At 62.4% G+C, this 26,298-nt stretch carries 29 protein-coding genes, 1 tRNA gene and 1 pseudogene; 16 read left to right on the forward strand and 15 right to left on the reverse strand.

What is annotated here, in order from left to right:
• Positions 1–27: 27 nt before the first annotated feature.
• From FJW08_RS22110 to FJW08_RS22125, 4 genes are all read right to left on the reverse strand, one after another.
• A complete protein-coding gene (locus tag FJW08_RS22110; protein ID WP_140812286.1) occupies positions 28–513 on the reverse strand; it encodes an SRPBCC family protein in 486 nt (161 codons plus the stop codon).
• 2 nt (positions 514–515) lie between these two features.
• The gene (locus FJW08_RS22115) at positions 516–827 is read right to left on the reverse strand and encodes a metalloregulator ArsR/SmtB family transcription factor (RefSeq protein ID WP_015314540.1); all 312 of its coding nucleotides are present in this window, start codon (positions 825–827) and stop codon (positions 516–518) included.
• Positions 828–990: 163 nt separating this feature from the next.
• Positions 991–1,755 carry an SDR family NAD(P)-dependent oxidoreductase gene (locus FJW08_RS22120; protein WP_140812287.1) on the reverse strand — a complete coding sequence of 255 codons (765 nt, stop codon included), beginning with the start codon at positions 1,753–1,755 and terminating at the stop codon, positions 991–993.
• Positions 1,756–2,064: 309 nt separating this feature from the next.
• A complete protein-coding gene (locus FJW08_RS22125; RefSeq protein WP_140812288.1) occupies positions 2,065–2,994 on the reverse strand; it encodes a LysR substrate-binding domain-containing protein in 930 nt (309 codons plus the stop codon).
• A 91-nt stretch (positions 2,995–3,085) separates the two neighbouring features.
• On the opposite strand from FJW08_RS22125, the gene FJW08_RS22130 reads away from it, so the two are divergent.
• The 6 genes from FJW08_RS22130 (at position 3,086) to FJW08_RS22155 (ending at position 9,325) form a co-directional block, all read left to right on the forward strand.
• A complete protein-coding gene (locus tag FJW08_RS22130) occupies positions 3,086–4,270 on the forward strand; it encodes a CaiB/BaiF CoA-transferase family protein (protein ID WP_140812289.1) in 1,185 nt (394 codons plus the stop codon).
• On the forward strand, positions 4,267–5,205 hold the full coding sequence (locus FJW08_RS22135) for a hydroxymethylglutaryl-CoA lyase (protein ID WP_140812290.1): 939 nt from the start codon (positions 4,267–4,269) through the stop codon (positions 5,203–5,205). The genes FJW08_RS22130 and FJW08_RS22135 overlap by 4 nt, the downstream gene beginning before the upstream one ends.
• A gap of 65 nt (positions 5,206–5,270) precedes the next feature.
• On the forward strand, positions 5,271–6,263 hold the full coding sequence (gene dctP / locus FJW08_RS22140) for a TRAP transporter substrate-binding protein DctP (RefSeq protein WP_140812291.1): 993 nt from the start codon (positions 5,271–5,273) through the stop codon (positions 6,261–6,263).
• A 6-nt stretch (positions 6,264–6,269) separates the two neighbouring features.
• Positions 6,270–6,800, forward strand: coding sequence for a TRAP transporter small permease (locus FJW08_RS22145; RefSeq protein WP_140812292.1), 531 nt, complete (start codon positions 6,270–6,272; stop codon positions 6,798–6,800).
• A complete protein-coding gene (locus FJW08_RS22150; RefSeq protein WP_140812293.1) occupies positions 6,797–8,080 on the forward strand; it encodes a TRAP transporter large permease in 1,284 nt (427 codons plus the stop codon). The genes FJW08_RS22145 and FJW08_RS22150 overlap by 4 nt, the downstream gene beginning before the upstream one ends.
• A gap of 327 nt (positions 8,081–8,407) precedes the next feature.
• On the forward strand, positions 8,408–9,325 hold the full coding sequence (locus tag FJW08_RS22155; protein WP_140812294.1) for an NADP-dependent oxidoreductase: 918 nt from the start codon (positions 8,408–8,410) through the stop codon (positions 9,323–9,325).
• Positions 9,326–9,361: 36 nt separating this feature from the next.
• Here the strand turns inward: FJW08_RS22155 and FJW08_RS22160 are convergent, their stop codons facing one another.
• The 8 genes and pseudogenes from FJW08_RS22160 to FJW08_RS22195 all read right to left on the reverse strand — a co-directional run bounded on the left by FJW08_RS22160 (position 9,362) and on the right by FJW08_RS22195 (position 14,621).
• On the reverse strand, positions 9,362–11,830 hold the full coding sequence (locus tag FJW08_RS22160; protein WP_140812295.1) for an EAL domain-containing protein: 2,469 nt from the start codon (positions 11,828–11,830) through the stop codon (positions 9,362–9,364).
• Positions 11,831–12,331: 501 nt separating this feature from the next.
• Positions 12,332–12,514 (reverse strand): annotated as a pseudogene (locus FJW08_RS22165) (leucine zipper domain-containing protein); the annotation flags it as partial.
• 82 nt (positions 12,515–12,596) lie between these two features.
• Positions 12,597–12,935 carry a DUF190 domain-containing protein gene (locus tag FJW08_RS22170; protein ID WP_140758771.1) on the reverse strand — a complete coding sequence of 113 codons (339 nt, stop codon included), beginning with the start codon at positions 12,933–12,935 and terminating at the stop codon, positions 12,597–12,599.
• Between the two features lie 2 nt (positions 12,936–12,937).
• Positions 12,938–13,438 (reverse strand): CrcB family protein, encoded by a 501-nt coding sequence (locus FJW08_RS22175; RefSeq protein ID WP_140758770.1) that lies wholly within the window; start codon positions 13,436–13,438, stop codon positions 12,938–12,940.
• A complete protein-coding gene (crcB, locus tag FJW08_RS22180; protein ID WP_140758769.1) occupies positions 13,435–13,842 on the reverse strand; it encodes a fluoride efflux transporter CrcB in 408 nt (135 codons plus the stop codon). Before crcB ends, FJW08_RS22175 begins: the two co-directional genes overlap by 4 nt.
• A 12-nt stretch (positions 13,843–13,854) precedes the next feature.
• On the reverse strand, positions 13,855–14,148 hold the full coding sequence (locus FJW08_RS22185) for a hypothetical protein (protein WP_140812296.1): 294 nt from the start codon (positions 14,146–14,148) through the stop codon (positions 13,855–13,857).
• Entirely contained in the window at positions 14,145–14,453 is a 309-nt protein-coding gene (locus FJW08_RS22190; protein ID WP_140812297.1) for a hypothetical protein, read from the reverse strand. Before FJW08_RS22190 ends, FJW08_RS22185 begins: the two co-directional genes overlap by 4 nt.
• Positions 14,454–14,544: 91 nt before the next feature.
• Positions 14,545–14,621, reverse strand: a tRNA-Arg gene (locus FJW08_RS22195).
• A gap of 460 nt (positions 14,622–15,081) precedes the next feature.
• Between FJW08_RS22195 and FJW08_RS22200 the strand changes: the two genes are divergently transcribed.
• From FJW08_RS22200 to FJW08_RS22225, 6 genes are all read left to right on the forward strand, one after another.
• A complete protein-coding gene (locus FJW08_RS22200) occupies positions 15,082–15,927 on the forward strand; it encodes a cytochrome c oxidase subunit II (RefSeq protein WP_140757278.1) in 846 nt (281 codons plus the stop codon).
• Positions 15,928–15,981: 54 nt separating this feature from the next.
• Positions 15,982–17,757 carry a cbb3-type cytochrome c oxidase subunit I gene (locus FJW08_RS22205; RefSeq protein WP_140812298.1) on the forward strand — a complete coding sequence of 592 codons (1,776 nt, stop codon included), beginning with the start codon at positions 15,982–15,984 and terminating at the stop codon, positions 17,755–17,757.
• Positions 17,754–18,458, forward strand: coding sequence for a cytochrome c oxidase subunit 3 (locus FJW08_RS22210; protein WP_140812299.1), 705 nt, complete (start codon positions 17,754–17,756; stop codon positions 18,456–18,458). The genes FJW08_RS22205 and FJW08_RS22210 overlap by 4 nt, the downstream gene beginning before the upstream one ends.
• Positions 18,459–18,512: 54 nt before the next feature.
• A complete protein-coding gene (locus FJW08_RS22215; RefSeq protein WP_140757284.1) occupies positions 18,513–19,235 on the forward strand; it encodes a heme-copper oxidase subunit III family protein in 723 nt (240 codons plus the stop codon).
• A 9-nt stretch (positions 19,236–19,244) separates the two neighbouring features.
• Complete coding sequence (locus FJW08_RS22220) at positions 19,245–19,625, forward strand: cytochrome C oxidase subunit IV family protein (RefSeq protein ID WP_140757286.1); 381 nt, start codon at positions 19,245–19,247, stop codon at positions 19,623–19,625.
• Between the two features lie 104 nt (positions 19,626–19,729).
• Positions 19,730–20,200 carry an aminoacyl-tRNA deacylase gene (locus tag FJW08_RS22225; protein WP_140757288.1) on the forward strand — a complete coding sequence of 157 codons (471 nt, stop codon included), beginning with the start codon at positions 19,730–19,732 and terminating at the stop codon, positions 20,198–20,200.
• A gap of 238 nt (positions 20,201–20,438) precedes the next feature.
• Here the strand turns inward: FJW08_RS22225 and FJW08_RS22230 are convergent, their stop codons facing one another.
• Positions 20,439–21,281, reverse strand: a complete 843-nt coding sequence (locus FJW08_RS22230; RefSeq protein WP_140812300.1) for a DUF2189 domain-containing protein — start codon at positions 21,279–21,281, stop codon at positions 20,439–20,441.
• A gap of 327 nt (positions 21,282–21,608) precedes the next feature.
• Here FJW08_RS22230 and FJW08_RS22235 point away from each other — a divergent pair, with 327 nt between their 5' ends.
• From FJW08_RS22235 to xth, 4 genes are all read left to right on the forward strand, one after another.
• A complete protein-coding gene (locus FJW08_RS22235) occupies positions 21,609–21,995 on the forward strand; it encodes a cytochrome c family protein (RefSeq protein WP_140812301.1) in 387 nt (128 codons plus the stop codon).
• A gap of 322 nt (positions 21,996–22,317) precedes the next feature.
• Positions 22,318–22,653, forward strand: a complete 336-nt coding sequence (locus FJW08_RS22240) for a hypothetical protein (RefSeq protein ID WP_140757294.1) — start codon at positions 22,318–22,320, stop codon at positions 22,651–22,653.
• A complete protein-coding gene (locus tag FJW08_RS22245) occupies positions 22,650–22,922 on the forward strand; it encodes a hypothetical protein (protein WP_140812302.1) in 273 nt (90 codons plus the stop codon). The genes FJW08_RS22240 and FJW08_RS22245 overlap by 4 nt, the downstream gene beginning before the upstream one ends.
• 289 nt (positions 22,923–23,211) lie before the next feature.
• Positions 23,212–23,985 carry an exodeoxyribonuclease III gene (xth, locus tag FJW08_RS22250; RefSeq protein ID WP_140757298.1) on the forward strand — a complete coding sequence of 258 codons (774 nt, stop codon included), beginning with the start codon at positions 23,212–23,214 and terminating at the stop codon, positions 23,983–23,985.
• A 101-nt stretch (positions 23,986–24,086) separates the two neighbouring features.
• On the opposite strand, the gene FJW08_RS22255 is transcribed toward xth, so the two are convergent.
• Together FJW08_RS22255 and FJW08_RS22260 are read right to left on the reverse strand one after the other, a co-directional pair.
• Positions 24,087–25,010 carry a DUF1003 domain-containing protein gene (locus FJW08_RS22255; protein ID WP_140757299.1) on the reverse strand — a complete coding sequence of 308 codons (924 nt, stop codon included), beginning with the start codon at positions 25,008–25,010 and terminating at the stop codon, positions 24,087–24,089.
• 261 nt (positions 25,011–25,271) lie between these two features.
• On the reverse strand, positions 25,272–26,165 hold the full coding sequence (locus tag FJW08_RS22260; protein ID WP_140757300.1) for a D-alanyl-D-alanine carboxypeptidase family protein: 894 nt from the start codon (positions 26,163–26,165) through the stop codon (positions 25,272–25,274).
• Between the last annotated feature and the right edge of the window lie 133 nt (positions 26,166–26,298).

The raw sequence follows: 26,298 nt of genomic DNA on the forward strand, positions 1-26,298 counted from the left end.
CCGGCGAAGCGCCTCTAAAAGTCGCGGTCAGGCCTGCCGTGCAACCAGCTCGACATAGCGCTGCAGGTAGAGCGGCCAGCCCTGATCGCCGGCGACGGCATCGCGGACGCCTTCCCAGCCCTGGCCATGGCGCTCCAGCTTGCGGTGCTCGATCTCGACGCGGGTGCGCTCAGCCGTTTCGGCGGTGAACCGCACCTCCCACTCGCTGGTCCTGGCCAGGTCGGTCTCGATGCGCCATTGCGGGCTGATGTCCCAGCTCAGGAGCACGCGGTTGGGCGGCTCATAGGCCAGCACTCGCGCCCAGCGGCACTCGCTGCCATCGACGCCGCGGTCATAGACGTGGCCGCCGACCCGAGGCTCGAACACCGTCTCGGCGATCTCGGCTACAAGCAAATTGTGCTCGGGCGGTTTGAAGCTGCCGAAATCCTCGGTGAAAACCTTGAAGGCGCGCTCGATCGGCGCCTCGACCACGACGGATTGTTTTACCGACGCGATGGGGATCTGGGTGTTCATGGTCACTCCTCTGGTGGGGTTTCGACGGCCAGCTTGTAGGCCGCGAGCGTCTTGCTCCAGAACCGGTCGAGCCAGGCGCGCATCTGGCCAAGCCCGTGCGGATCGATGTGGTAGACGTTGCTGGCGCCCTTCGGCTCCGCGCGCACCAGCCGCGAATCCCGAAGCACCTTCAGATGCTGCGACACCGCGGACTGCGACACGCTGACCTGCCGCGTGACCTCCGCCACCGAGCGCGGCCGCTCCGCGATCAGCTCGAAAATCTGCCTTCGGGTCGGGTCGCCCAGGGCGGCAAGCTGTGCACTATCAACAGTCATGACTTATGATTAGTGCAGACTGATGATTGAGTCAAGCGGGAAGGTGCCTGGCGGGTCCAGACTGGCCGCGAGGAAATTTCACCCGAGAGAGATCACGGTTCATTCCGGGTGGAAGGAATTACGTCTGAGGGTCGAAATCCATCCAGGCATAAGGCCGCGAGGTCTATCCCTTGCGTTCCTCGAGGCTGTTGCCGCCGTCGACCACCAGCAAGGCGCCGTTGATGTAGCTGGCGCTCTCGGAGGCCAGGAACACGACCGCCGCCGCGACCTCATCCGGCCGGCCGGCGCGGCCCGGCGGCGCATGCCGGGCCGCTATCCGCTCCGCCTCGCTCGACGCCCCTGTCTCGATCCAGCCAGGCGCCACGGCGTTGGCGGTGACGCCGTGCCGCGCCATTTCCAGCGCCAATGTCCGGGTCAGGCCGACCATCCCGGCCTTCGCCGCGGAATAGGCGGCGGTGCCCTGGTAGGAGACCAGCGGCCCGGTCACCGATGCGACATTGACGATGCGCCCATACCCCGTTTCGACCATCGCCGGCAGAAACGCCCTGGTGACGAGAAACGCGGTCTTCAGGCTGGTCTCGATGCCCTGGTCCCACTCGGCCTCGCTCATCGCCAGGAACGTCTTGTCGACGGACGGCGACGCCAGCGATCCCATGCCGGCATTGTTGACCAGGATATCGACAGCGCCGACCTCGGCCCGCAGCCGCTCCACCTCCGCGGCAATGGTGAGATCGGCGACCGCGGCCGTGGCATCGATGCCCTCGCCGCGAAGCTCGAGGGCGCGCTCCAGTACCCGCGCGCTGGCGCCGGTCAGGAAAACCGCATGCCCGGCCTGGCCAAACCGGCGGGCAATGGCAAAGCCGATGCCGTCGGCCGCGCCGGCGCCGGTGATCAGCGCGAGCCTGGTTTTGGGGGTGGTTGTGGTCAAGTCAGGCTCCTCGGGAGGGATCTATCGTTTCGCTGCTCGATGAACGCGGTCGAAAGCCGCGATCGACGACACCCGAAGTAGCATATTTTGCCCCTCGACGGCGTCGCCTTCACCCACACTTCATACGCGCTAGACAGGGAGTCCAGGAAGTCGGCTAATGCTTTCTTCCTTGGACAGGCGAAGCCATCAACGCACGATATCCCCCATGCAACGCTTTTTTCTCGCCGGGAACCTGACGATCGATGGGTGTGCATTTCATCTCGCGGCCGCGGCCGCGGCCGCGGCCGAGCGCCGGCGCGAACCTTAGGATTACGGCATCACCATGCGTGCTTCCCAGCGCTTTTCCGCGACCGAGCAGCGCACGAGGTCCAGAATCTCGCGCCGAACCGCTTCCAGCGCGTATGTCGCAGGCTGGTCGGCCATTTCACAGACATAGAGGGTTCGCGACAGGTCGGGCTCGACGATCGGGCGATAGTGCAGCAAACCGCTTTCAATATGTTCATACATGAAGAGTTTGGTGCCGATCGCGCAGCCGAGACCGGCAGCCAGCGAAGCACCGATGGCGTGGACCGAGTTCATCTGCAGCTTTGCGCGCCCTTCGAGTTTCTTGAGCAGGTTCGTGTCGTCCATTAGGGCACGGGCCGAGACGCCCTGTCTCAGGAGGATCATCGGCAGATCAAGAACCTCGGCAAAACGAACCGGCGCATCGCTGTCGCCTATGATCGCCCGGGTTCCTACCAGCACCATCTGCTCTTCCAGCACGGCCTGTGCCTTCAGGCGCGGGTCAGTAGGTGGGTTGTAAACCAGCGCGATGTCCACTTCGGATGTCATAAGATGCATCAAAGTCGAGCCCGACAGGCTTTCAGACAGTGACAGCTGGACTTTCGGAAAGTTCGTGACGATGCACCGTGCGAGATCGACGCCGATCGCCTTGACAGCCGAATAGGCCATACCGACGGAGACTTCGCCGGACACCTCGCCGCCGGCCTCGCGAATGTCCTTCTCGGCGGCCGACATGGCCTTCAGGATCGACTTGGCATGGACGTAGAGGCGCTCGCCGGCCGCTGTGGGCCGCAAGCCGCGCGGCTTGCGCACGAAAAGTGGGGTGCCGAGTTCCGTCTCGAGATTGGCAAGATGGTAACTGAGCGCGGACACGGCGACCCGGCAGGTCTCGGCCGCGTTGGATAGCGTGCCCTGCTCATAGATGACGGCGAAGTAGCGGAGTTGACGCGAGTCCATCGTGGCTTCTGATTTTTCGAAAGCTAAATTATAAACATTATAATTTCACGATGCCTTCGGCAACGCTAGCCTGATGCCGGAGGAGATTGAGATGGACGAGAGCTTCCGGCCCCTGGCGGGTATCAGGGTGGTCGAGATGAGCCACATGATCATGGGACCATCCTGCGGCATGTTCCTCGGCATGCTGGGCGCGGAGGTGGTGAAGGTCGAGCCGCCGGAAGGCGACAAGACGCGTGATCTTACCGGCATGGGAAGACCGTTCTTCCCCCTGTTCAACCGCGGCAAGAAGTCGATCCAGCTCGATCTGAAGGCGGAAGCGGGGCGCCGCGCGCTCGATGCGCTGCTGGCGACGGCCGACGTGTTCGTGGACAATTTCCGCGACGCATCACTGGCGAAAATGGGCGCCGACCCGCAAGACCTGCGCCGACGCTACCCCAGGCTGATACTGGCCTCGCACAAGGGTTTCCTGAGCGGTCCCTACCAGGACCGCACGGCGCTCGACGAAGTGGTCCAGATGATGACGGGCCTCGCCTACATGACCGGGCCGACCGGGCGGCCACTGCGGGTCGGCTCCTCGGCCAACGACATCATGGGTGGTCTGTTTGGAGCTTTTTCGGTCCTGGCCGCGCTGTTGGAACGCAAGGAGACCGGCAAGGGACGCAGCCTGCGGGTTGGCCTGTTCGAGAACTGTCTGCTGCTGGTCGCGCAGCACATGGTGCAATTCGACCTCGAGGGCGTGGACCCGCCGCCGATGCCGGAGAGAACCTTCTCCTGGCCGGTCTACGACATCTTCGACACCGCCGATGGTCGCCAGATGTTTGTCGGCGCGGTAACCGAGGGGCAATGGGCGGCGCTCTGCCGGCTGCTTGAACTCGACGAGTTGCTCGCTGACCCTGGATTGCAGGCGCGCATGGATCAGATCGACGCGCGCCACCGCACCATCCCGGTCGTTGCCAAAGCCATCGCATCGCGGCAATCGGCACAACTCGGCACGGACTTCGAACGGCTCGGCATTCCCTACTCGCCGATCGCCAGGCCGTCGGACATGTATTCGGACCCGCATGTCATGCGGCCGGGAGGGCTGGCGACGTCGAGGTTGCCCGATGGTCAAAGTTTCCGCGCACCCGCGCTGCCGTTCCAGGTCGACGGGCTGATGTTGACGGGTGGCGGCGACGTGCCGGCGCCGGGACAGGACACGGATCAAGTGCTGGGCTCGCTGGGGTTCGACGCCGAAGGCATCGGCAAGGCGCGTGGCGCATCGCGGCAAGCGGCATGAACCGGGCTGCCTCAGCATATCCCGCCGGGCGGGCAAGTCTTCGCGAAGTCGGCCTGCGCGACGGGCTGCAACTGGTCAAATCCTGGCCGTCCACCGACGCCAAGCTGAACTGGCTGGCGGGCGAATATGCCGCCGGCGTGCGCCATTTCGAGGTGGGCTCGTTCCTGCCGGTGAGCCGCATGCCGCAATTTGCCGACCTGCGCGATCTGATCGATGCGGTTTCGCGTCTCGAAGGCGCGCGCTCGGCGGCTCTGGCGCTGAACGAACGCGGCCTGACCGAAGCATTCGATACCGCGGTCGACGAAGTCGTCTGTGTCGTCTCGGCGACGGAAGAACACAGTCAGGCCAATATGCGCCGGTCACGCACCGACGCGGTCGAACTCGTGCGCGCGGCCGCCCGGCTGCGCGATGAACGCGGCCACAAGGCGATCGTGAATGCCGGCATCGCCATGGCGCTCGGCTGCTCGATCGCCGGCGCCGTCGATCCCGACGAGGTGGTGCGTCTTGTCGAACGCTGCCTGGAGGCTGGCGCCGACGTGGTCGGCATCGCCGACACGGTGGGCTATGCCGGCCCCAGGGCGGTCTCCGAACTGACGGCGCGGGTGGTCCGGCTCGCCGCCGGCCGGCCGGTGGCGGTGCATCTCCACGACACGCGCGGCATGGGCATCGCCAACGCCGCCGCCGCGCTCGATGCTGGCGCCAATATTCTCGACGGTTCGCTCGGCGGACTGGGCGGCTGCCCGTTCGCGCCGGGCGCGACCGGCAACGTGGTGTTCGAGGATCTGGTGTTCCTGTGCGAAGAGAAGGGTTTTGCCACCGGCATCGACATGCCGAAGCTGCTGGCAGTGCGAAAAATACCGGAATCGGAAATGCCTGACGAGCCGCTGCATGGCGGCCTGGCCCGGGCAGGGTTGCCCGGCCGCGCGGCGGCGTGACTGCAGGGAGGCAGGAATACGGCGCCCCGCGCCGCAAGACAAAACGGTCAAACGGGAGGAAGACAATGACCATGCTGATCAGAATATCCGCCGCTCTGGCGGTAACCACCGCGCTCGGCGGCTACGCCAATGCGGCGACCAAGATGCGCTGCAGCCACCAATTGCCGCCGGCGCACCACATCGCCGTCGTGATCGACAAATGGGCGGCGGAGGTGGAGAAGCTTTCCGACGGCGAACTCGACGTGCAGGTGTTCGGCGCCGACAGCCTGGTCAAGGCCAACGACAACATCCAGGCGGTGGCCAAGGGCGATATCGAATGCGCCTTCTCGCTCAACTTCCAGTGGGGCAGGACGCTGCCGCTCATGAACGTAACCATCGGCCCCTACACCATGTCGTCGATCGATGCGTGGAAGAAGTGGCCGACCTCCGAGGCGGCCGCCTTCCTCGAGGAGAAGCTCTCCGAAAAGGGCGTTAAGAACGTCGCCTGGCTGTTCCAGACCAACACCAGCGTGTTCACCTCGAAGGGCCGGGCGCTCATTGCGCCCGCCGACTTCAAGGGCATCAAGATCCGCGGTCTTGGCGGCCCCTTCGATCAGGGCCTCGTCGCCATGGGCGCCTCGCCGGCGACGCTGCCCGGGTCGGAAGTCTACCAGGCGCTGTCGACCGGCGTCATCGATGCCGGCGTCACCGATGTCGCCGCCGCCTGGTCGCGCAAATATTACGAGGTCCAGGACCATATGACGGTGACGCCGGTGCTCGCCGCCTACGCCCACGGCTATCTCAACCCCGCCTTCTATGACAGCCTGAGCGACAAGTCGAAAGCGGCCCTGAAGAAGGCCGGCGAGGAGGCCGCGGGCTGGGCGATCGAGGCCTCGCAGGAAGCGGCCAAGAGCGCGCCGGGCGAACTGGAGGGCAAGGGCGTCAAGGTTCACATCGCCACCGACGCCGAGAACGCGGCCTTCAAGGCCGCCATGGGACCGGCCTTCGATAAGGCTTTCGCCGAGCAGACCGGCGAGGATGGCAAGAAGCTGCTCGAACTCATCGCCAAGCTGCAGTAGCGGCACATGATTCCGGGCGAAGACAACAAGGTGGAGGCGCCAGCCGCCACCGGCCTGCTTAAGATCATCGAACGCCTGTCCATGCTTTGCGGCGCGGTCAGTGGCGCCATCATCGTCTTCGTGCTGGCGCTGACCTTGGTCAGCATTTTCATGCGCTACGGGCTGGATAAGCCGATGCGCGGCGTCGACGAGGCAACCGGCTTCCTGGTCGTGGCGATCGTCATGTTCGGCGCCGCCGAGACGCTGCGCCGCGGCGAGCACATCCAGATCGACCTCGTCACCAACGCCATGCGTGGGCGCACGCGCTGGCTGCTCGACCTTTGGGCCTATGCCTGCGTGCTGGTGTTCTCGGCGGTGTTCCTGTTCACCGCTTGGCGCACCGTCGCCTTCTCCTGGCGCTTCGGCGACTATTCGACCGGTTATCTCGAAATGCCGATGTGGATCCCCCAGGCAACCATGCTACCAGGCGCGGCCCTGCTGGGACTGGTCGCAGTGCTCAAGATCGCGCAGCTGCTTGTCGCGAGGACAGGCGCATGATCCTCGTCATCCTCGCTCTGCTGATCGCCCTGCTGATGACCGGCATGCCGATCTTCTGCGCGCTCGGCCTCGCCTCACTGATCGTCATGGCCCTGCTCGAGCACAACGTCATGAGCATGGCCGACACCATCTTCTCCAGCCTGGACAACCCGCTGCTCGCCACACTGCCAATGTTCGCCTTCATGGCGCATATCATGATCAAGGCGAAGGTCATCGACGATCTCTACGACATGGCCAACAAGCTGGTCGGCCACTTGCGCGGCGGGCTGAGCTTCGCCACCATCCTGTCCTGCACCATCTTCGCGACGATTTCCGGCTCGTCGGTCGCCACCGCGCTGACCATCGGCTCCGCATCGATCCCGCAGATGAAACGCTTCGGCTACCGGCCGCGCGACACCTATGGGGTGATCGCCGCCGGCGGCACGCTAGGCATCCTGATCCCGCCTTCCGGGCCGATGATCCTCTATGCCATCGTCACCAACGCCTCGATTGGGGCGCTTTTCCTTGCTGGTCTCGTGCCGGGCCTGATGATGGCGGCGATCTTTGCCGGCTACAGCTGGTTTCAGGCGCGCGCGCATGGCGACGTCAGGGCCGCGGAGTGGCCGGGCCTGCCTGCCATCGGCCGGGCGCTGTGGAACTCTATCTGGGCGGTAATGATGCCGCCGATCATCCTCGGCGGCATCTATCTCGGCATCTTCACCGCTTCCGAGGCCGCCGCCGTGGGCGCGGCCTATGCGTTGGCCGTGGCGCTGCTCGTCTATCGCAACGTGACGCTGCGCGACCTCATCGACGTGACCTTCGAGACCATGCGCACCAGCGCCATGCTGTTCATGATCATCGCCGCCGCCGGCCTTTTCGGCCATGCGGTGACGATCGTGCGGCTTCCGGCCGAGATCATGGAGAGCGTGGCCGCCATGGGCTTGTCGCAGGCCGGCTTCATCCTGGCGGTGATGCTGGCCATCTTCATCCTCGGCATGTTCCTGGAAACCATCGCCATCATCCTGATCACCACCCCGATCATCCTGCCGGCCATGACCGCGCTCGACATCAATCCAGTCTGGTACGGCGTCATGCTGATGATCAACCTGGAGCTGGCGCTGATCACGCCGCCGGTCGGCATGAACCTGTTCGTCATCAAGGCCATCAGCGGCGCGCCACTGGCCGAGGTGATCCGCGGCATCATGCCTTACGTCGTGCTGTTGATCCTCGGCCTGTTCATGGTCTGGCTGTTCCCGGAACTGTCGCTCTGGCTGCCGACACAGGCGGGCTTCGGAGGATAGAATAACGCGCTGACCGTCGGGTGGCGTCTGCTATCGAATCGACTGCGGATGACTGGATGTGACGCAATCGTTCTAGTCTTCCGGCGCGACAACCTCGCTGACGGTGATAGGAAAACTCTGTCCCATAGCCTGGACTACGAACAGGTCGGTCCGCGGATTCATGATGGGCCCGCACAAAATGCTCACCTATATGATACTGCGCCTCGGCGAACTCCAAGACATGTTGCCAGATACCGGAAGGCTGCACACTACGAGTGCCCAGACAGACCATTCAGGATGTGAAGTCGGCGAGCGTCGACGCGTTGAGCGAACGAGGAGACAATTCCCATGAAAGCGATCGTCGTGACGGACCAGGCCGCGGGAACGGCCGGAATGAAGCTGGTGGAGCGGCCCAAACCACAGGCAGCGATAAACGACGTCGTCGTACAGGTTCATGCGGCGGGCTTCGTCAACACCGAACTGGAGTGGCCTTCGACCTGGGCGGATCGGGCCTTCCGTGACCGGACGCCATCGATCCTCGGCCATGAATTGGCCGGTGTGGTCTCCGCGCTTGGCTACGGCACCACGGGGCTGTCGATCGGTCAACGGGTGTTCGGCCTGTCGGACTGGCATCGCGACGGTACACTTGCTGAGTACGTCGCCATGGAAGCACGCAATCTCGCGCCACTGCCCGGCGATGTCGACTTCGCGGTGGGCGCGAGTCTGCCGATCTCGGGCCTGACCGCATGGCAGGGTCTGTTTCAGCATGGCCGCCTTCGGGCAGGGCAGAGCGTGCTTGCGCACGGCGCGGCCGGTGCCGTCGGTTCGGTCGTGACGCAGCTTGCGCGGGAAGCCGGCGCCTATGTCATCGGCACCGGCCGCGCCGCCGACCGTCAGAAGGCGCTCGACTTCGGTGCAAATGAATTCGTCGACCTCGGGAACGACTCCCTGGAGGATGTCGGCAGGATCGATCTGGTGTTCGATGTCATCGGCGGGGATATCCAGAAGCGGTCCGCAACTCTGATCCGGGCCGGAGGAACGCTCGTGACAGTCGTCGGACCAACGGATGTTCGACCCGCGGATGGCCTGGCGATTGACTTCGTCGTCGAGGCTGATCACGCGCAACTATCCGAGATAGTTCAGCGGGTCCGGGACGGAAGACTGCGGACGAACATCGGCAAGGTCTCGAGCCTCGATGATGCTGTCGCCACGTTCAATTCGACTGAGCGGCGCGCGGGGAAAACGATCATCCGCGTCCGCCCGTGAGGATTCGGCGAGAGAAGGGGTTCCCTCTCGCCTCGATTACCGTCTGCGGCGAGGGCGCGCGCTGCCCGCCAGCGCTGCGGGTCTGCCGACCTCATTCGCGTATGCCTCAATTGGATAGGGGCGTCCGATCAGGTAGCCTTGCAGAGCATTGCAGCCCTCTTCGCTAAGAAAGCTCAACTGCTCCAATGTCTCGACGCCCTCCGCGATGATATGCATCGACAGGCCTCGTCCCAACCCCACGATCGCACGAATTATGGCGGCCGATTGCGGGTTCTTCTCGATCATCCAGACGAAGGACTTGTCGATCTTGATCTTGTCGAAGGGGAAAGACTGAAGATAGGAAAGCGACGAATAGCCGGTTCCGAAGTCGTCCAGGGCGATCTTCACGCCGAGCGATTTCAGCCGCCTGAGGATCGAACTTGCCCGCGAGAAGTCGTCGAACAGCACATTCTCGGTTATTTCCAGCTCCAGCCGCTTTGGATCGAGCCCCGTCTCCAGCAGGACCGAATGCACCAGGCCAGGCAGATCGCCCTGGCGAAACTGCACGGGAGACAAATTGACGCCAACCTGAACGGGCTTGGTCCACGAAGCCGCCTCTCGGCATGCCTCCCGCAGCACCCATTCTCCAATGGGCACGATCAGTCCACTCTCTTCGGCCACCGGAATGAATTCGGCGGGTGGGATCATCCCTCGGTCCTTGTGGGACCACCGGATCAGAGCTTCGAACCCGACGATTTCGCCGGCCATGCCCGCCTGCGGCTGATAGTGCAGGAATAATTCGCCACCTGCCAGTGCGGATCGCAAGTCTTGTTCGAGAGCACGGCGTTCGCGCAGCTTGCGATCCATGTCGGCTTCGAATATCCGGAAGACACTACGGCCGTCGGCTCTTGCGCGATCAAGCGCTGCCTGAGCATTGCTCAAAAGAGCTGTGATGTCGGTCGCATCGTCAGGAAAGAAGGCGATACCGATGCTGAGCCCAGCCCGCAGTGCGTGGCCTTCGACATCGAAAACATCGGCGATCGTCGCCAGCAGGCGGTCGGCCAGCTCTACAGCGACCGCGGGATGCGGACCTTCGCTGACGATCACGGTGAACCCGTTGCCGCCTGTCCGCGCAGCGAAGTGCTTGCCCGCGGTTACGGCAAGGCGCTTCGCCACCTGGCCAAGCAGAGCGTCCGCCACCCCCGGTCCGTAGACGTCGTTGACTTCCTTGAAGCCGTCGAGGTCAAGACGCATGACGGCAAACGACTCGCGCCCGGAGCTCGCCCGCTCGAGCGTGAACTCGAGCTGCTCGACGAGTGCCGCTCGATTGGGAAGGTCGGTCAGCACGTCATGTGTGGCCATGTAGGCGATCCGCGCGGCATCTCGCCTGCGCTCGGTGATGTCTTCCGCGACCGTAAGCAGGTATTTCGACGTGCCATCCTGGCTCTCGACAGCCAGCCGTCGGGTTGCGAGGTCGCGCACGCCTTTGTGCCGCGTGGGGATCTTCTCTTCCGCGGCGATTTGCACGGAACCGGAGCGCAAAGCCTCCTGGTCACGAATGAAGAATGACTCGGCCTCCTCTGGCGAAAACAGCTCGGCGTCGGTCCTGCCGATCAGCTCCGCTCGAGGGATACCGAGCAGTTCCTCGCCCGCCCGGTTCATCAGGACGTAGCGGTGCTGTCCCGCCTCTTTGGCGAAGAGCATGACCGGAATGTTCTCGATGACTGTGTCCAGGAACTCCCTGGTGCGCCGAAGGTCGTCTTCCGCTCGCTTCCGCTCCGTCACGTCCATGACAGCGACCATGAAAGCCGCGCGGCCGTCATAGTCGATCGGCTTGGAATAGGCGAGGATGTCGATCAGGCTGCCGTCGGCCTTGATGTGACGCCAGCTGCGCCCGGTTTGGTAGGAGCCTTGGCCGGTGCCGACGATGCGATGGAACGCCTCGATATCTTCGCGAGGTCTGATGTCGAGGATCGACTTGGAGAGGAATTGCTCGCGTGTGTAGCCATAATGCTCGATGGCGGCCTGATTGACGTCCAGAAAGCGCAGGCTTTCCAGGTCGAATACCCACATCGGCAGCGGATTCTCCTCGAACAGGAGCTGCAGCGAGGCTTGGTGCTGCTTCAGCTTGGTAATGTCCGTAATACTACCGACCACAAAACGGGCACCGGTCGGCAGCAACGCCCGCGCCTTGCGCGTCACAACTGTGCGGATCACACCTTGCGGCCCGCGGATGATCTCCTCGTTCTCGCTGATTTCGCCAGTTTCCAGCACCAGTTGATCAATGCGCCGGAACACATCCGCGTGTTCCTTCGGTACGAAGTCGTAGTCCGTCTTGCCGATTAGCTCCTCGTGGGAACGCCCCATGAACTCGCACATGCCACGATTCAGAACAACGAAACGGGATTGGTGATCCTTGATGAATATCGGATGAGGGACCGCGTCGAGCACCAGGCGCACGGCGTCGGCATCGTCCTTGGAAAATGACTGGGCCAGCTGGTCAACCGGGAATCTTGAACGCGACATTTCGTATCTCCGCGTTTTGCAAAGAATCCGATAAGAGTAATATCCTTATAATTCTTACCTATCTGTAACGATCCAAATGGCAACTTTGAACTAAAGCGAGAGTGCTGTCGGCCTCCGTGCCCGCACACCGCCATCGAATACAAGTCAAAGAAGCCGAGCACGAAGCCGGTATGGCCAATACTAGGTCGCGAAAATCCCCCACCGCGGATCCCTTGCGATGTCGATGACGACGATAGGCTCGCGGGGTAGGCGGCAGTGCCGCAGGAGCCGACCTTGGGCATCGTGCAGCGGCCGCGAAAATCTTGGAACGGCCGAAGGGCCGCGCGGCCATGATCGTAATTGTCACGATCTGGTTGGCATTGGACTGGCGGGATTGATGCTGATTCTGACGTATTTCTGGTCACTTCCGGCTGATCTGGCTCTCGATGGCAGCTAGCGAAAGTAAAGGATCATGGCCACTTCGCACCGATCAGGCCGAAAATCTTGCCCTTTCTGCTCGATCGACCGATCGGCCATGCCGGCTCGGCCCTCCGCTTTATAGCGCTCGATCCAACGCGTCACGACCTTCGCCGTCACCACATACTTCAAGGCCGCTTGGGAATGGGAAGCGCCGCCTTCTATCACCGACAGCGCCATTTCCTCTCGACGCAGCGGCGTCAGGCGGGCATCCTTATGGATGTTCATTCGGACCCTCCGGCGAATCTGAAGCGTGGTAACTCCAGTCTCCTCGGTCGGCCCGAATGGACAACCTCCCGAAAGCTCACATTTAGGCGCCGCTTGATCCGTACTGCAACACCTGCACCTTTTCGAGCGTCACCAGTCCGCTCGACATGATGCCTTCGAGCACCGGCAGGAAAGCATTGATCTTCTCTTCGCTGTCCACGATCTCGACGACCAGGGGCAAGTCCTCCGATAACCTGAGGATTTTTGTAGTGTGTAGCCGGCTGGACTGACCGAAGCCCATTCCGCCGCGCAGCACGGTTGCGCCGGCAAGCTGCATCTCGCGAGCCTTCAGCACGATGGATTCGTAGAGCGGGTGGCCATCGTCACGATCATCCTCACCGATGAATATCCGCAGAAGCATAGCTTGGCGTGGTATCTGCATGATCATGTTCCTCCCAGGCGGTTGAGGCGTGAAGCAAGAGCGTGGCCGAGCCAGACGGATGCGAGCCAAGTGATGACGGAGATGCCGACATAAAGCCCTGCGAGCGTGAATCTACCGGCATGAAGCGACTGGAAGGCTTCCAGACTGAAGACCGAGAAGGTGGTGAAGCCGCCACAAATGCCGGTCATCACGAATTGACGCTGGTACATGCCCGCGAAGATTCGTCCGTCCGGCCCTGTGATCGCGGCGTAGAAGCCAATGACGAAGGAACCCACGATGTTGACGAACAGGGTACCCCATGGAAATCCCTGGCCGAACCAGCCGAGCGCGGCGAGCGAGGCAAGGGCGCGCAAGACGCTGCCGATGATCGAACCGAGCGAAACCACGGCATAAAGAAGCAGCCTTTCGCGCAACGAATGCCATCTGGCCCGCCCTCGTAGACCAGCCTTGGGCGTCGGCCGCGGTTCTTCTTCATCGGAAAGCGCCTCCTTGAACTCGCTCATGCGGGGCCAATCCCAAGGCTGAAAGCGCCAACGCCATAGCCAAGCGCCACGGCTGACAGGCAGAGAGCGAGGGAAAGCGCCACATTGCTACCCGCCTTGCGAAACTGGCCGTCGCGGGCCAGCGCCATGGTCTGGAGACTGAAGGAGGACACGGTTGTGTAGGCGCCGAGGAAGCCGGTGACGGCAAGCTGCCAGGCGGACGGCATCGGTAGAAAACCCCCGGTGGTCGCGGCGGCTGCAATCAGGCCGATCACGAAAGCGCCGCTGACGTTGACGACCATGGTGCCCCAGGGAAAAGTTTCGCCGACGTGCCGGCCGACCAGCCCCGACACGAAATAGCGCGCCGGGCCGCCAAAGGCACTGCCGAGCGCCACCCACATCACTGCATGAAGAACGTCCTGCATCTTCTTGTCGACCTATCCCCGAGCCCGCTCGTCGTGGATGGACCCTCCTAGATCGATGCCATTGATGATCATGTGGATGCGGGCAAGTCCGAAGCCGGCAGCTTGCCAAATGACCGTGCCGAGAATGATGGGGCCCAGCAACACGAAAGCACCAGTACGCTCCGCCGCATCGACACCCGTCTGTTCGGCCAAAAAGTAGACGCCTGCGAACAGCAAAAGGATCAGCACCTGAGCGACGATCGTATAAAAGTCGGCCCACTTCTCGTGCAGCCTGATAATGCGGATTTTCTCCGTGTCCCCGTTCATGCCGTCCTCGCTTCAGCTCCTGGATGTCGGTTAGCGCTGTTATATTCCGCTTCTTCGAATATTCTATGGTAGAGATCTTCGCCGAAGCTTGTTTGAAGCGGAACGCCTTCGTGTGGTTTGAAAGTCCGCGTTCCGTCTCCCTGCCTTTCGGCACGCAGGAACATTGCGTTCGGCAGGTTCCGTTCACGGAGGTTGTGGGCGAACTCGAAGAGATGCGTGACGAAGAATGCCTCGATCCCGCTCTCGGTCAGGGCCTCGACGATAACGAGCCGATTTGCGACGGTTCGCTCCGGAATGGTGGGCATACGTCAGCACCATGCCCAATAGCGCCCATACCGCCATCCGGTTGATCTTAAATCAGAATATAAGATATTTTGTGCGGCTGTCGGCGGAACGTGGCGCACCCGACAGGATTCGAACCTGTGACCTCTGCCTTCGGAGGGCAGCGCTCTATCCAGCTGAGCTACGGGTGCTTTCAGGACGAAGGGTCCGGAAAACGAACCAGCCGGTGAACCGGCAAGTCACGGCTTCTTAGCGGAAGCGGGGGCGGGCTTCAACGGGCAATTGAGGATTGGAGATTTCCCTTCGTGAGGCGAGGACTCTGTCGAGCATGACGCTCCCGTCTCCATGTCCGCTTCGCCGAGCCACCTGCCGGGGCGAGCCACGGGTCTCGCCCGTCCTTCGGACCCCACTCTGCGAGGCGAGGACCCGAGCCTTTCCGAGGGCGCCGGCAGCCCGCTTCTTCCGGTCAATCCGCGCTGTCCCTCACTGCCCCGCCTCGCTCTCCACCGTCCGTCGCGCGCGCGTCGCCCCTGCAAAGTATGACGTTCCCCCCGCCAGCCACGTGCCCTAGTATTTCCGAAGTAAGTCGCGCATAATGGGCGCGGCCTTCCTGCGGGACAGAGTCCCTCGGAACGCCGGGAGGAACCGAGGATGGCCGTTGTGCTCGTACTCGTTCTGATTGTCGTCGGCTCGGTGCTGTTCCATGTGCTGAGCCCTTGGTGGTGGACGCCGATAGCCTCCAACTGGGGCTATATCGACAGCACTCTCGTCATCACGTTCTGGATCACCGGGACGGTCTTCTCCGCTGTCGTGCTGTTCATGGCATATTGCGTGTACCGCTTCCGGCACAAGGAAGGGCAGAAGGCGCACTACGAGCCCGAAAGCAGGAAGCTCGAATCCTGGCTGACCGTGGTCACCGCTGTCGGCGTCGCGGCATTGTTGGCGCCCGGGCTGTTCGTGTGGAGCCAGTTCGTCACCGTTCCCAAGGACGCGACCGAGATCGAGGTCGTTGCGCAGCAATGGCAATGGAGCTTCCGCTTGCCTGGCGCGGACGGCAAGCTTGGCACCTCGAACGCCCGGCTCATCGGTTCCGAGAACCCGCTTGGCATCAACCCGCAGGACCCGAACGGTCAGGACGATGTCGTCGTCGTGGCGACCGATCTGCATCTGCCGATCGGCAAGCCGGTCAAGGTGTTGCTGCGCTCGATCGACGTGCTGCACGATTTTTACGTGCCGGAGTTCCGCGCCAAGATGGACATGGTTCCCGGCACGGTCACCTATTTCTGGTTCACCCCCACCAAGACAGGGAGTTTCGAAGTTCTTTGCGCCGAGCTTTGCGGCGTCGGTCACGCCTTCATGCGTGGCGTCGTGAAGGTCGACACCCCAGAGGATTATCTGGCCTGGCTGCAGCAGCAGTCGACCTTTGCCCAGATGTCGGCACCCGCCAAGGTGGGCGTGCTTGCTGCGCCAGCGACGGCACGGGCGAAGGCAGAGTAAGGCATCGATGAAACCGGCCCCGCGGAGGACCGGAAAGAGCGGAGAGGTTCAGGGATGGTCGACGTCACGCCTCATGGAGCAGATTTCATTCCGGCCGCGGAAGTGGCGGAGGTGGAACTCTATCACCCGCACAGCTGGTGGACGAGATACGTCTTTTCACAAGATGCCAAGGTCATCGCCATCCAATATGCCGGCACGGCGCTGTCCATCGGGCTCGTCGCGCTGGTGCTGTCCTGGCTGATGCGCCTGAAGCTTGGCTTTCCCGACACTTTCGCGTCCATCTCGCCGGACATGTATTATCAATTCATGACCATGCACGGCATGATCATGGTGATCTACCTGTTGACCGCGCTGTTCCTTGGCGGCTTCGGCAATTATCTCATTCCGTTGATGGTCGGCTCGCGCGACATGGTGTTTCCCTATGTCAACATGCTGAGCTACTGGATCTATCTGCTTGCCGTTCTGGTGCTCGTCGGCAGCTTCTTTGCGCCAGGGGGGCCGACAGGCGCCGGTTGGACGCTCTATCCGCCGCAGGCCATTACCTCGGGCACGCCCGGCGGACAGGATTGGGGCATCATCCTGATGCTCGTGTCGCTGATCCTGTTCATCATCGGTTTCACCATGGGCGGCCTCAACTATGTGGTGACCGTGCTTCAGGGTCGCACGCGCGGCATGACGCTGATGCGCCTGCCGTTGACCGTCTGGGGTATTTTCACCGCCACGGTCATGGCGCTGCTGGCCTTCCCGGCGCTCTTCGTCGCCTGCGTCATGATGCTGTTCGACCGCGCGATCGGCTCGAGTTTCTTCATGCCGGCGATCGTGGAAATGGGCACCACCCCACTACCGCACGATGGCGGCAGCCCGATCATGTTCCAGCACCTGTTCTGGTTCTTCGGCCATCCTGAAGTCTACATCGTGGCGCTGCCTGCCTTCGGCATCGTCTCCGACCTCATCAGCACGCATGCGCGCAAGAACATCTTCGGCTATCGCATGATGGTGTGGGCGATCGTCAGCATCGGCGCGCTCTCCTTCGTCGTCTGGGCACACCACATGTATGTCTCGGGCATGCATCCCTATTTCGGCTTCTTCTTCGCCACCACCACGCTGATCATCGCCATCCCCACCGCCATTAAGGTCTACAATTGGGTGCTGACATTGTGGCGCGGCGACATCCACCTGACCATCCCGATGCTGTTTGCGCTCTCTTTCATCGTCACCTTCGTCAATGGCGGGCTGACCGGGCTGTTCCTCGGCAATGTGGTGGTCGACGTGCCGCTGTCGGATACGATGTTCGTCGTCGCGCATTTTCACATGGTGATGGGCGTGGCGCCGATCATGGTGGTATTCGGTGCAATCTATCATTGGTACCCCAAGATCACCGGCCGGATGCTCAACGAGGCGATGGGCCGCTTCCACTTCTGGGTGACCTTCATCGGTACCTACATGATCTTCTTCCCGATGCACTATATCGGGCTGGTCGGCGTGCCGCGCCGCTATCCCGAGCTCGGCGATACGGCCTTCGTCCCGCCTTCGGTGCATACGCTGAACGAGTTCATCACCGTGGCCGCGCTGATCGTCGGCTTCGCCCAGATGGTGTTCCTGTTCAACCTGCTTTGGAGCATTCGCCATGGACGGCCAGCAGGCGACAATCCGTGGCGGGCGACGACGCTCGAGTGGCAGACGGCCGGCACGCCGCCGCCACACGGCAATTTCGGCAAGGAGCTGCCGGTGGTCTACCGCTGGGCCTATGACTACAGCGTGCCCGGCGCGCCGGAAGACTTCATTGCACAGAACGATCCGCGTCCATTGACGCAAGGCGGCCCCGCATGATCGCGATCCTGATCTTCCTGGCCGCCGTAACCGGCGTTGTCGGCTGGTGGCTGTCGCGCCAGCGGCTGATGTCCAAGCCGTGGCTCGAGGCCGGGCCGGTCACGGCGTTTCCGCAGACGGAAGCGTCGCTCATGCATCCGGCCAAGATCGGGCTCGGCGTGTTCCTTGCCGTGGTCGGCGCGCTGTTCGCGCTCATGATCAGCGCCTATGTCATGCGCATGGACTATGCCGACTGGCAGGCCGCTCCGGCTCCGAGGCTGCTGTGGCTCAACACCGCCATGCTGGTGCTGGCGAGCTTGGCGCTGCAAGGCGCGGTGTCTGCCGCGCACAAAGCCCAACTGGACAATCTCCGACTTGCCCTTCTCGCCGGCGCCCTGGCATCGTTGGCGTTCCTGGCTGGGCAATTGCTCGCCTGGCGCGATTTCGCCGCCGAAGGCTATTTCGCGACAGAGAACCCGGCTGCCAGCTTCTTCTATCTCCTGACCGCGATGCACGGCCTTCACATCACCGGCGGATTGGTGGCGCTCGGCCGGGTCAATGTGCGCGCATGGCGAGGCGTCCGATCCGGAAGCCTCGTTCTGTCGACCGAGCTCTGCGCGATATACTGGCACATCCTGCTTGCCGTCTGGCTGGTGCTTTTTTGCGTGCTCATGGGCTGGGCGGATAACGTGATCGACATCTGCCGGGGGCTCTTGACCTAGACGGCCGCGCCCCGGGCCGTACCCACGGAGGCCGTACCCAAGGAGGAAATGCTCATGGCCGAGACCACGCTGCAACACGCCGCACCGGTCGCTCCGCGGCCGCCAGGCCTGCGCGGCATCGCGGCCGACTGGTCATCCGACCAGAGGGCGTTCAAGAACGTCTCCTGGGGCAAGGCCATGATGTGGATCTTCCTGCTCAGCGACACGTTCATCTTTGGCTGCTTCCTGTTGTCCTACATGACCGCGCGCATGTCGACGACGGTGCCTTGGCCCAACCCGAGCGAGGTTTTCGCGCTGCACATGTTCGGCCAGGACATTCCGCTGATCCTGATCGCGATCATGACCTTCGTGCTGATCTCGTCGAGCGGCACAATGGCCATGGCGGTCAATTTCGGCTACCGGCACGATCGCAGGAAGACCGCGGCGTTGATGCTGCTCACAGCCGCTCTGGGCGCGACCTTCGTCGGCATGCAGGCTTTCGAGTGGACGAAGCTCATCACCGAGGGCGTGCGGCCCTGGGGAAATCCTTGGGGCGCCGTGCAATTCGGTTCATCCTTCTTCATGATCACCGGGTTCCACGGCACCCATGTGACCATCGGTGTGATCTTCCTGTTGATCACCGCGCGCAAGGTGTGGCGCGGCGACTTCGAAGCCGGCGCGCGCGGGTTCTTCACCAGCCGGCGCGGCCGGTACGAGAGCGTCGAGATCATGGGGCTCTACTGGCACTTCGTCGATCTGGTGTGGGTATTCATCTTCGCATTCTTCTATCTTTGGTGAGGTGGAGCGATGGCACAGGCAGAAGCGCAGGAACAAGGGCTGCAAGGACACGCTCCCTCGCAGGCGGTGGGACACGCGGAAGGCCAGCAGCACCCGATCAGGCTCTATCTCGTCGTCTGGGGCTGGCTGTTCATCCTCAGCGCCGGCTCCTACAGCATCGACTATTTCGGCCTCCAGGGCCATCTCAGATGGGGCCTGATCATCACCTTCATGATGCTCAAGGCCGGGCTGATCGTCGCCGTGTTCATGCACATGGCCTGGGAGCGGCTGGCGCTTGCCTATGCGATCCTGGTGCCGCCGCTGCTGATCCTTGTGTTCGTGTGGATCATGGTTCTCGAGTCCGGTTACACCGAACTGACCCGTGTCCTGTCATTCGGCATGGGGCCATAGACGGCTCGCCGGATCGCGTTTCTTCGTTGACAGGAAAAATGACGGGAGGACAATGGCGTCTCGTTCTCAGACGCGTCCCCACCTCCAACAGAAAGGCGCCTACGATGACGATCGCAAGAAAACTCCAGGACTATATTGCCGGCAGGGGCATCGCCTACGATACCGTTGCCCACCACAGAACCGCGACCAGCAGCCAGACGGCGCAGGCAGCGCATGTTCCGGGCCGACGACTCGCCAAATCGGTGCTGGTCCATCACGAGATGGGTTATGCGCTGGCGGTGGTTCCGAGCAGCCACCGGGTCGAGTTCAATACGTTGCAGGACGTGGTCGACAGACGCCTTGGCCTCGCTTCCGAAGATGAAATCGGCGAGGTGTTCAGCGACTGCGACATTGGCGCCGTGCCGCCCCTGGGCGCCGCCTATGGCGTGCCGGTCATTCTCGACGAAAGCTTTGGCGCCGAAGACGATGTCTATTTCGAAGCCGGCGATCACAAGACGCTGGTGCATGTCACGGGCGGCGACTTCCGCAATCTGTTGAGGGATGCGCGGGTCGCTCGCTTCAGCCATCCGGCGTGAACCAGAAGCGCCCGCCTCTTTACAGGGTGGGCGCCGCTCCTTCGTCGAGCAATCGGCGGCAAGGCGACGCCGGTCTCTATTTTGTACATGTCGTTGCCGCGCCACCTTTGCGCGCATGCACTACAGCATGTCGCGGCGAATGGGATTCGCCCGACCTGCTGTTAAGCTTCTGATTTTATGCATGTCGTTGTCCCGGAACCGAGGACACTTCCGGGCGACATGCACTGGGCAAATCGGATCAGCTCCCTTTGCGTGTTTTTGCCTTGGCTGCGGCAGGGGCTGGCGCCGGTTCGATCAGCTTGCGGTAAAGGTGCCAGGTCGAATGGCCGAGCACGGGCAGCACCACGGCCAGGCCGACGAGCAGCGGCAGCGAGCCGAGACCCAGCGCAACGGCGACGATGAGACCCCACAGCAGCAGCGGCACCGGGTTCGTCATGACCGCTCGCGCCGAAGTCTCGACAGCCGCGTAGGCGCCGATGTCGCGGTCGAGCAGCAGCGGGAAGGCGACGACCGTGGTGCTGAGCACGACAAGGGCAAACAGAAAACCGATGAGGTTGCCCAGAATGATCAGCGTCCAGCCGCGCTGTGTGGTCAGCACATCCGCGATAAAGCTGAAGAACGATGCCGGCGCGGCATCGCCATAGAGGTAGGCATAGAGCGCGCGCGCGGTTACCAGCCAGGCGATGAACAGCACCCCCAGCATGATCCCGAGAGCGGCGATAGCCGGCATGGCGGGCGATTTTCGGACGTCGAAGGCATGTCGCCACGACGCGTCGAGTTGCTGTTCGCGCCGGCGGCTGATCTCATAGAGGCCAAGCGCGGCGAAGGGGCCTAGAAGCGCGAAGCCGGTCATCAGTGGGTAGACGAGCTGAAGCGCGTTCCCGCCGGAGCTCCAGGTGATCAGCACGATACCGGCAACCGGATAGATCAGGCATAAAAAGACGTAGTGCGAGGGTTTTTCCCAAAAATCGTCAAATCCCCGGCGAAGCGCGTCAAAAACATCCGCAACCCCTATCCGGCGGATAGCGGGATGTTCGAGCTTGCTGCCGGTGCCTGCTGCGTAGACATGGAAATTTGCCATGACCATTCCCTCCAGGATCGGGCCCGGTTCGGTCGCGGTTTTCGGTGTTGCCGTCTGCGTGACTGGCCACGCGAAACCGCGACCTGCACCGCCGGTATCATAGCATTGTTCCCCGGCCTTGTCGCGTTCGGCCGCCCGGTCTGCAACCTAAATACCGTTTGATGCGTTACCGTGCGCGGCATTGAAGCGCGTGGCGTCGAAAAGGGGGCGTGCGGCCCGCTAATTTTAGCCTTATGCATGTCGCTGTACCAAAATCGAGGTTACTTTCGGGCGACATGCGCTAGCATCCACGGCGCGGACGGCGCCGATTTGAGGGAGGAGAATGCCATGAGACTGAACGCGGCCCTTCTTGCGATTTCATTTATCGCGACCACCCCGGCCTTTGCAGCGGGCGATGCCGACGCCGGCAAGAAGATCTTCACCAAATGCATGGTCTGCCATGAAGCGACGACCGACAAGGACAAGATCGGTCCATCCTTGCATGGCGTCATCGGCCGAAAGGCAGGTTCGCTGCCGAGCTTCCAGGCCAAATATTCCGACGCGATGAAGAAGGCAGGTGCGGGCGGCCTGGTCTGGGACGAGGCCAATCTCGCTGAATACATCAAGTCGCCGAAGACAAAGGTGCCCGGCAACAAGATGCCCTTCGCCGGGCTCCCGAACGATGCCGACGTCGCCAATGTGATCGCCTACCTGGAAGCCGCCGCCAAGCAGTAGAGGCTGGCGGAACTGGGATGCCTGAGCCTTTGCTGGACTCGGAGGCGGGCGATGCTTGCCGAGGCCGTAGCGAATTCATGCCAGACTGATACGAAAGTTGCCGCACCCGAGGCGATCGGGGCGGACCTTTTCGAAGGGCTTCGCAACACTCCCCAATGGGCCCCGATGTTCCGTTTTTACGCGGGGCAAAGCGCGCGCGCGGCCTCAGACACAATTCAGAAATAAACCAGAAAAACTCCAGAAATCGTTCGGGCGTAGAATTGGCTGGAGAGGGTTTCATCGGCTGCCGCACTGCGGCACTTGTTCGGATTGGCGACAAGCGATGCAAAGGTTCTCGATCAGCTTGATGAGTGCGTTGCTCGGCATTTCGCTCGCTACCAGTCCGGTCGAAGCTGGCGAGGCAAAGGTTGCGGCGACCCGAACCGAGCGCTGCACCAATCTCAGCCGCCAAGTTGACGAAGCCCTCGAAACCCATGCCGCGTCAACGCAGGTCACCGCGGCGAAAGCGCTGCAAAGAAAGGGAAATCGGTTCTGCGCCAACAAGAAGCAGGCACAGGGAATCCGAATGCTCGCAAATGCTGTGAAGCTGCTTGGCGTGACGCCGATCGATCCGGATGCAGTGAAAACCGACCTGCATAGCAAGGAGAAAAAACCATGAACAAGTCCCTTCTCTCCGCCCTCGGTCTCGCCGTTGCGCTGGCTTTGTCGATGCCAGCTCCCGGTACCGCCGCCGCCACCAAGACGACCGCTCCAGCTGCGACCGCAACGACCAAGGCGGCAACGACTGCGAAGCCGCACGCGAAGAACGTTACGACCAAGAAGGCTTGCAAGCCGACGAAGAAGCACAAGTGCCCGGTTAAGCACAAGAGCCCGGTGAAGCACAAGAAGCACACCGCGAAGACCGCGGCGTCCAAAAAAGCCTATTAACACCGCTATGCCATGAGAAGGCTGTTCCATCTGCATTCGGTTGGGGCGGCCTTTTCTATGCGGCCGACGCGGAGCGGCCCATTGGCTCTCCGGCTGCTTCGGGGGACGCCCTTTGCGAGTTGCTCACGGCGCCTCCTGGGCCGATTTGACTGGCTCAGGGGCATTGGATCGTCAGACGCCAAGAAACAACTGCATCCGGTTCCGTTGAACCTCCCGATTTTGCACTTAGACCGGGATCGTAGTGAACGGTCCGGCGTTGAGAAGCGCTGCCTAGCCTACGGAAAGTCCAATGACTCGCATCGCAACGTTCAACGTGAACGGCGTCAACAGCCGCCTGCCGGTGCTGCTCAAATGGCTGAGTGAAACCACGTACGACATTGTCTGCCTTCAAGAGCTAAAGACATCCGACGACAAGTTCCCTGCTGATGCGATCCTGGACGCGGGTTACGGCGCGATCTGGCACGGGCAGAAGTCTTACAACGGTGTAGCTATCCTAGCTCGAGGGACAAAACCACTAGAACGTCGGCGAGGTCTGCCCGGGGATCCAGACGACACTCACAGCCGCTACATCGAGGCCGAGGTGAATGGGCTTGTCGTGGGTTGTCTCTACCTGCCCAACGGCAACCCGGCGCCAGGTCCAAAATTCGACTACAAGCTCCGCTGGTTCGATCGCCTGATCAGCTACGGCCAGCTGCTAGTCACAGACGGCGCTAGCATTCTCTGCGGCGACTATAACGTCGTTCCAACCGCAATCGACGCCGTGGTGCCCGGACGATGGCTAGGGGACGCGGTGTACTTTCCGGAGAGCAGGCAAGCCTACGCCGAAATGCTGGGGAATGGTTGGATCGATGCCGTCCGGCGCATCCACCCCGAGAAGGGCATCTACACATACTGGAACTTCTCATACCGGGGCGGCTACGATCGAAGTTCCGGCCTCCGAATGGACCACCTGCTCGTGAGCCCTTCCCTTTCGGACAAACTGCGCAATGCCGGGGTGGACGTCGAATTGCGCGCCTGGGAGAAGCCAAGCGACCATGCGCCAGCTTGGATCGAGCTCGATTGAGTACTAAAGCAATTACAGGAATTATGCGTTTGCGTAACGCAAAGAGTTAGAGTGGTCGGGGCTTGGTGGCAGAGACCTCGTCCACTGCGGGGCACCGCCCCTTACTCCCCCGCCGGGCTCTTCACCGGCCGCCGCGCGCGCGTCGCCCGCTTCGCCTTCTTCGCACTCGCCAGTTCATGCATGGCATCGAGCTGCATCTGCTGCATCTCCGCCAGCCGCGTCCATTGGCGCGAGATGAGGTAGTCGAGCTTTTCGTGCAGATGGCGCACTTCGAGCTCGGCCTTGAGGTTGACGCGGTAGTCGTTGAAGGAGCGCAGGCGGTCTTTCACCTCCTGGCGCTTCTGGCTCATCATGATGATCGGCGCCTGGATGGCGGCGATGCAGGAGAGCAGCAGGTTGAGCAGGATGAAGGGGTAGGGATCGAAGGCGCCGGTCGTGCCTTCGAACAGGTTGATGCCGATCCACACCAGAAGCACGCTGCCGAACGAGATCAGGAACCACCAGCTGCCGCCGAAGGCGGCCATGCCGTCGGAGACGCGGTCGGCGAACGTCCGGTGCTCCTCGAATTCTTCTTCGCTGTTTTCCGAAATCGTGTCCTGCCGGGCGATCGATTCCACCACCTGGCGGTCGAGCTCGGAGAATTCGCCGTGCTCCTGCTGCAGCAGCTCCTCCATGTAGCGCATGCGGTAGCGGCCGAGCTCCTCGCGGCTGATGCGGGCGCCCTTGGGCAGGTCGGGGTGGTCCGAGTGAATGCGGTCGGCGAGACTCGGGCGCAGCGTATCGATGCGCACAAGGTCGCGCTTGCGGAATTTGCGGCCCGAGATCGCCGATGGCTTTTTCTTCGGCTTCAGCCGCGATGTGCCAGGCCCTGACGGTTCGGAATCCGGCACTTCGGGCGTATCGAAATGCTCGTCGGAAACGCCGTGCAGATCCGCTTCGGTGGTCGGCGCCTCGAAATATTCGCCGCCGCTGTCGTTCTCATTGTCGGCCGACTTCTGCTCGGATGCCTTGGGAACGGTGCTCATGATGGGCTCCTGCTGTCGTGCTTAGTTTAGAATACGCCATCGCGGTGGGGCATATCCACCGTCGGATTCCGCAGCCTATGCCACGTCTTCCGCACGATTGCGTGACAGTCGCAAGACAATAGCCGGCTGCGGGGTGCAGCGGAGCAGGATCCGCACCGTGGCGGCGCCCCGAGGTCGCGGCATGGATCCTCGGGTCTGCGCCACATCGCTTCGCTCCTTGCTCCGCCCGTGGATGACGAAGAGATGGGGAGGCTCCCCACCTCACTGCTGTTCGGCGAACATCAGCCTGGTCTTGGTGTCGGCCATGGTGGGCGACAGGCTGCGCTGGATCAGCGCTTCGACATGGTCGTTGCGCTGGCGGGCGCTGTCGGCGCCCATCACTACCACGATCAACTGGCGGCCGTCGGCGTCGTAGGAGGTGACGATGTTGAAGCCGGAGGCCCTGATATAGCCGGTCTTGATGCCGTTGACGCCGCGCACGCGACCGAGCATGTCGTTATGGCCGCGTACCAGCCTGCCACGGAACATGAAGTCGCTTTCGGAGAAATAGTGGAAGTGCTGCGGGAAGCGCCGCTGCAACGACATGCCGAGCACCGCCATGTCGTGCGCGGTCGTCATCTGGCCGTCGTCGGGCAGGCCCGACGCGTTGCGGAAGGTGGTGCTGCTCATGCCGAGCTGGCGCGCCTTGGAGGTCATCATGGCGGCGAACTGGTCCTCCGAGCCGCCGAGATATTCGCCCACCGCCACCGCCACGTCATTGGCCGATTTGACGACGATGGCGCGGATGGCGGAATCGACGTCGATCGTCTCGCCGCGCCGGAAGCGCATCTTGGTCGGCGGCTGCGAGGCGGCGTGGTCGGAAACCGGGATCTGCGTCTCCTTGGTGACGCGGCCCGTCTCCATCGCCTCGAACAGCAGATAGAGCGTCATCATCTTGGTCAGCGACGCCGGATAGCGCTGCGCCGTCGAATTGACCTCGAACAGCTGCTTGCCGCTCCGTCCATCGACGACGATGGCCGCGTATTTCTGCGGCGGTGCCGGAACGGCCAACACGCTGTCGGGCGGGGTTATGGTCGAGCAGCCGGCAACCATGGCCGCCAGGGTGAGGGCAGCCAGGATTTTCTGGAAGAGCGGAAAGAGACGCGAAAAGGACAAGGGCTGGACTGTTCTGGCAATGCTGTTGCTGAGATAAGGCGAAGCTAACGTAACGCGGCGGATGCGTCCATTTGGTTAATGCCGGTTAGCCCTGGGAATGTCGAGTGCAGCACGACCTGGTTTCCTCGCCCCT

The organism is Mesorhizobium sp. B3-2-1, from assembly GCF_006439515.1.
GTDB lineage: Bacteria > Pseudomonadota > Alphaproteobacteria > Rhizobiales > Rhizobiaceae > Mesorhizobium.